At 53.0% G+C, this 4,728-nt stretch carries 2 protein-coding genes and 9 tRNA genes; all 11 read right to left on the minus strand.

Going from position 1 to position 4,728, the window contains the following annotated elements; translation table 11 throughout:
• Window positions 1-721: 721 nt before the first annotated feature.
• Window positions 722-3,217 (minus strand): ATP-dependent Clp protease ATP-binding subunit, encoded by a 2,496-nt coding sequence (locus tag LPA02S_RS10680; RefSeq protein WP_054649259.1) that lies wholly within the window; start codon window positions 3,215-3,217, stop codon window positions 722-724.
• A gap of 21 nt (window positions 3,218-3,238) precedes the next feature.
• Window positions 3,239-3,706, minus strand: a complete 468-nt coding sequence (locus tag LPA02S_RS10685) for a CtsR family transcriptional regulator (RefSeq protein WP_054649257.1) — start codon at window positions 3,704-3,706, stop codon at window positions 3,239-3,241.
• A 192-nt stretch (window positions 3,707-3,898) separates the two neighbouring features.
• A tRNA-Pro gene (locus LPA02S_RS10690) sits at window positions 3,899-3,972 on the minus strand.
• Between the two features lie 10 nt (window positions 3,973-3,982).
• Window positions 3,983-4,054: transfer RNA gene (locus tag LPA02S_RS10695), tRNA-Gly, on the minus strand.
• 19 nt (window positions 4,055-4,073) lie between these two features.
• Window positions 4,074-4,147 (minus strand) — tRNA-Pro (locus tag LPA02S_RS10700).
• 9 nt (window positions 4,148-4,156) lie between these two features.
• Window positions 4,157-4,230: transfer RNA gene (locus LPA02S_RS10705), tRNA-Arg, on the minus strand.
• A gap of 23 nt (window positions 4,231-4,253) precedes the next feature.
• Window positions 4,254-4,339, minus strand: a tRNA-Leu gene (locus tag LPA02S_RS10710).
• 12 nt (window positions 4,340-4,351) lie between these two features.
• A tRNA-Gly gene (locus LPA02S_RS10715) sits at window positions 4,352-4,423 on the minus strand.
• A gap of 16 nt (window positions 4,424-4,439) precedes the next feature.
• Window positions 4,440-4,512, minus strand: a tRNA-Thr gene (locus LPA02S_RS10720).
• A gap of 36 nt (window positions 4,513-4,548) precedes the next feature.
• Window positions 4,549-4,632, minus strand: a tRNA-Leu gene (locus LPA02S_RS10725).
• Window positions 4,633-4,654: 22 nt separating this feature from the next.
• Window positions 4,655-4,727: transfer RNA gene (locus LPA02S_RS10730), tRNA-Lys, on the minus strand.
• Window position 4,728 lies beyond the last annotated feature (1 nt).

A 4,728-nucleotide genomic window follows, 5' to 3' on the forward strand; every position in this document is an offset into this window, starting at 1 on the left:
ATTTGGAACCTGCCCGGAAACCCACCGAGCAGTTTCCAAACTCGTCGCGCCGTACGTCACTACGTTCCTACGGCGGTGTACCCCCGGGCAGTGGTTACCATTCCGACCCCACACGCCTCTGCTCACCAGTCCAACCGACACGGCCTCTCGCTACCGTAGTAAACAGGCGTCACGACAAGACGTGTTTTGCCCGTTCACGGATTCCTGATAATCCAATAGATACAATCTCAGTTACCTCGATTACGAATTATGCATTAACCATCTGAGTCTTGGGCCGTGATATATCCTGTAGATATGATAGTTAGTCTATACCTTTAGCCATACTGATACGATATTGGCAGTTGACCAACTCGTTCATATATTTTTCACAAATGTGGTTCTGACCGGTGGGGGTGCCGTGGGGTGTGAAGACGACTGGGCCGCTCCACGGTGACTGCTGTAAGGGGCTTGCCGCCGTTCGAAGCGAAGCGAGTTACGGCGCGACGAAATTATAGCCTGCCTGCCAAGTACGGGCAGGCAGGCTATAATTCGCACCGGAAACCGCGGTTTTTGCGGTTGTAGGTTTCGCCCTAGCAGCAGTCACCGTGGAGCGGTCCACAAAGTCGGAGTACCCCACAGCACCCACGGCGGCCAGAACCGCCACCCGCGCACACGTTTAACAAAAATCGGGACATTATCGTCCAGCGTCTAACATAGGTCAGACGTTGATGGCTACGAGCTACTACTCGATGGTCACCGCATCGTCGGCAGGATGCTCCTGCTTCTTGACGTCAAAGGTGATGGCACCCTTACGCGCACCGATGACAATCGTATCTCCAGTCACCGCATCACCAGCGAGGAGAATCTCGCTCATACGGTCCTCAACCTTGGTCTGAAGCGCACGGCGTAACGGCCGGGCCCCGTATTCAGGGTCAAAGCCGGCTTTGGCAATCGCATCAACCGCGGCTGGCGTAATCCGGACGCCAATGCCCATTGACGTAACACGGTTAATCAGGGTCTTGGCCATCAACTTAACGATGGCGTGCAGTTCTTTTTTATCCAAACTGTGGAAAACAATCGTCTCGTCAATTCGGTTAATAAACTCAGGCCGGAAGTACTTCTTTTGCTCTTCGAGAACCCTACTCTTGGTGGTTTTGTAGTCGTCACCATGGTTTTCAGCTGCAAAGCCGACGCTCTTCTCATCCCGGAGTGCGGTCGCACCCAAGTTGGACGTCATAATTAGAATGGTGTTGCGGAAGTCCACCATCCGCCCCTTTGCATCACGCAGGTAACCATCATCAAGTACCTGTAGGAGGAGGTTAAAGACATCCGGGTGGGCCTTCTCGACCTCATCTAGCAGTACAACGGAGTATGGCTTGTTCCGCACCTTTTCCGTCAACTGGCCGCCTTCCTCGTAACCAACATAGCCCGGAGCCGCACCAATCAGACGACTGGTACTGTACTTCTCCATGTACTCGGACATGTCCACCCGGATAAGCGCGTCCTCACTCCCAAACATGGCCTCGGCCAACGCCTTAGCAAGCTCAGTCTTACCAACACCAGTTGGACCCAGGAACATGAAACTACCAATAGGACGGTTAGGGTCCTTGATGCCGCTACGGGCCCGGCGAATAGCCCGAGCAACCGCACTAACGGCCTCTTCCTGACCAATCACACGCTCGTGAAGGACCCGTTCCAACTTGATCAGACGTTCACTGTCTTTACTAGTCAGTTGTGTCACCGGAACGCCAGTCCACTGGGCCACCACCTTCGCGATGTCCTCCTCACCAACAACCACGTCGGTGCGCACCTGTGGCTGGGCGTCTTCAGCGTCGGCCACCGCGGCGTTATTAGCAATTTTATCCCGCAACTTCATTTCACGGCTACGAATCTTGGCAGCAGCCTCAAAGTCCTGGTCGCTAATGGCCTGTTCCTTGTCGGCAACTAATTTGGCCAACTTCTGCGCGTCTTTGTCAGCAGCAGTTGGCTGCTCATCGGCGTCCAAGCGCACCATTGCGGCAGCTTCGTCCACGAGGTCAATCGCCTTATCCGGTAGGAAACGCGAGGAGATGTAACGGTTGGACAACTGTACGGCGGCACTCAAAGCCGCATCGCTAATCGTAATGCCGTGGTGCTGTTCGTAGCGTGGGCGCAACCCCTGCAGAATACGGAACGCGTCATCCGTGCTAGGTTCGTCCACCTGGATGGTAGCGAAACGCCGCTCCAGCGCAGCATCCTTTTCAATATACTTCTGGTATTCGTCCAAGGTGGTAGCACCTATCAACTGCAGCTCGCCCCGAGCCAGCGCCGGCTTCAGAATGTTAGAGGCGTCAATAGCGCCCTCGGCACCACCCGCACCAATCAGTGTGTGCAGCTCATCAATGAACAGGATAACCTGACCGTTGGCGGCGACTTCTTCAATCACCTTTTTCAAACGGTCCTCAAATTCACCACGGTACTTGGTGCCGGCAACCAATGACCCCATATCGAGCATCATCAACCGCTTTTCCCGCATCTCAACGGGCACATCACCAGCAACAATTCGCTGGGCAAAGCCCTCAACCACAGCGGTTTTACCCACACCTGGTTCGCCTACCAGCACCGGATTGTTCTTGGTCCGGCGTGCCAACACTTGAATCAACCGGTGGATTTCCTGGCTGCGGCCCACAACGGGGTCAAGCTTATTGTCCCGCGCGGTTTGGGTCAGATCGCGGGCCAACCCATCCAAAGTTGGCGTTTCAACGGACTGGCGTTGGCGCGCACGTGGCCGCTTTGCCTGCTGGCCTTCAGTGACACCCATTTTCTTTAATACAAGCTGGCGTAATTTAGTTAGTGAAAGGTCTGAATTCTGGATGATCTTGGCGGCAATCGTGTCATCATCGCGGAGTAATCCTAGCAGAATATGCTCCGTACCGATTTTGACGGCACCAATTTGCTTAGCTTCGTCACCCGCTGCCGCCAGAATGGCTTTGCCTTTGGGCGAGTATGGTAGGAAGCTGTCTGGACCCAGGGCACTATCAGGCACCGTACCGTAGCCGGTAAACGCCTCAATGTCGTCATGCACCTCGTCCTCGTTGACGCCCAGTTGGCGCAACGTCTTGCCCGCAACCCCTTCTTGTTCAACAACCAAAGCCAGGAGGATGTGTTCAGAACCAACTGCATGGTGGTGGAAAGACTTGGCCTGTTCTTGTGCAATTAACAGCACATTCTTGGCACTAATCGTAAATAAATTGTCCATACTAAACCTCCCGGAACGTGGTTAACGTTCATACCGCAGACTATCGAGAAAAGCTCGCATCAGGCGTGCTCGTATAACCTGCTCTGATTCACTATCGGTAATCGCCAAAGTCCGGTGACTCATCGCCGCCAACATGGCGTTCCCCGTCTCGCGATTAATTACATCCGCGTCGAATAATTGTTGCGTCATCACACGGGCATCCGTCTCATTAAGCTGGTCAGGAATGTGTGCTCGCATCACCGTTAGGGGTTCCTGCTCGTCCCGTAACCGGGCCTTAACGATGCGAATGTACCCGCCCCCGCCACGCTTACTTTCCACAGCGTAGCCACGCTGTGGTGTAAAACGGGTCTTCAGAACGTAATTGATCTGCGAGGGTACGCAGTTAAACCGTTCCGCAATTTCAGAGCGGCGAATCTCAATTTGCCGTTGCTGAGCGAGTATCGTGTTCAGATACGCCTCAATAATATCCGACATACTTTGCTCTTGCACGCAATCACCACCTTTTCGTGTTTGACTAATCTTGACTTTCATTATACGTATTTTAATGAACTTTGCCAAATGCCATTTATAGTCAGGCAACAACATGGTGGTTTGGTGGTCTAAGTTACCAGTTTGTGGCCCGCTTGTCAACGAGAGCACAAAAAAACGGTCTAACCAAACTGGCTAAATCGTTGTACTGAGTCGGGAAAACAGGATTCGAACCTGCGACCTCTACGTCCCGAACGTAGCGCTCTACCAAGCTGAGCTATTTCCCGATATTAGAAAAGCGGAAGACGGGATTCGAACCCGCGACCCCCACCATGGCAAGGTGATGTTCTACCACTGAACTACTTCCGCATACTAATTTATATTGGCATCGGGAAAACAGGATTCGAACCTGCGACCCCCTGGTCCCAAACCAGGTGCTCTACCAAGCTGAGCTATTTCCCGATTAAAAAATGCACCCAGTAGGAGTCGAACCTACAACCTTCTGATTCGTAGTCAGACACTCTATCCAATTGCGCTATGGGTGCGTGATATTAAATTTGGTTCATTCTGCCGAGGACCGGGTTCGAACCGGTACGGTGACTACTCACCGCTGGATTTTAAGTCCAGTGCGTCTACCAATTCCGCCACCCCGGCGTCTTCATGAAAAGCGGAAGACGGGATTCGAACCCGCGACCCCCACCATGGCAAGGTGATGTTCTACCACTGAACTACTTCCGCATATTATTTTGGTAACTGCCGACTATAGGATTCGAACCTACGACCCCCTGTTTACAAGACAGATGCTCTACCAACTGAGCTAAGTCGGCTAAAAAGTAAAGCAGCTGCCATGGGCAGCTAACTGCTGCGGGTGAAGGGACTCGAACCCCCACGGTTGAATAACCACTAGAACCTAAATCTAGCGCGTCTGCCAGTTCCGCCACACCCGCATTAAACTGATCCTACTGGAAATGAGCCGTGACAGGCTCGAACTGTCGACCCTCTGATTAAAAGTCAGATGCTCTACCGACTGAGCTAACGGCTCA

This window comes from Lacticaseibacillus pantheris DSM 15945 = JCM 12539 = NBRC 106106 (assembly GCF_001591865.1).
Taxonomy (GTDB): domain Bacteria; phylum Bacillota; class Bacilli; order Lactobacillales; family Lactobacillaceae; genus Lacticaseibacillus; species Lacticaseibacillus pantheris.

Excerpts from the sequence above, each read along its gene's own strand:
- LPA02S_RS10680 (WP_054649259.1), bottom strand. The coding sequence starts at position 3,217 with ATGGACAATTTATTTACGATTAGTGCCAAGAATGTGCTGTTAATTGCA.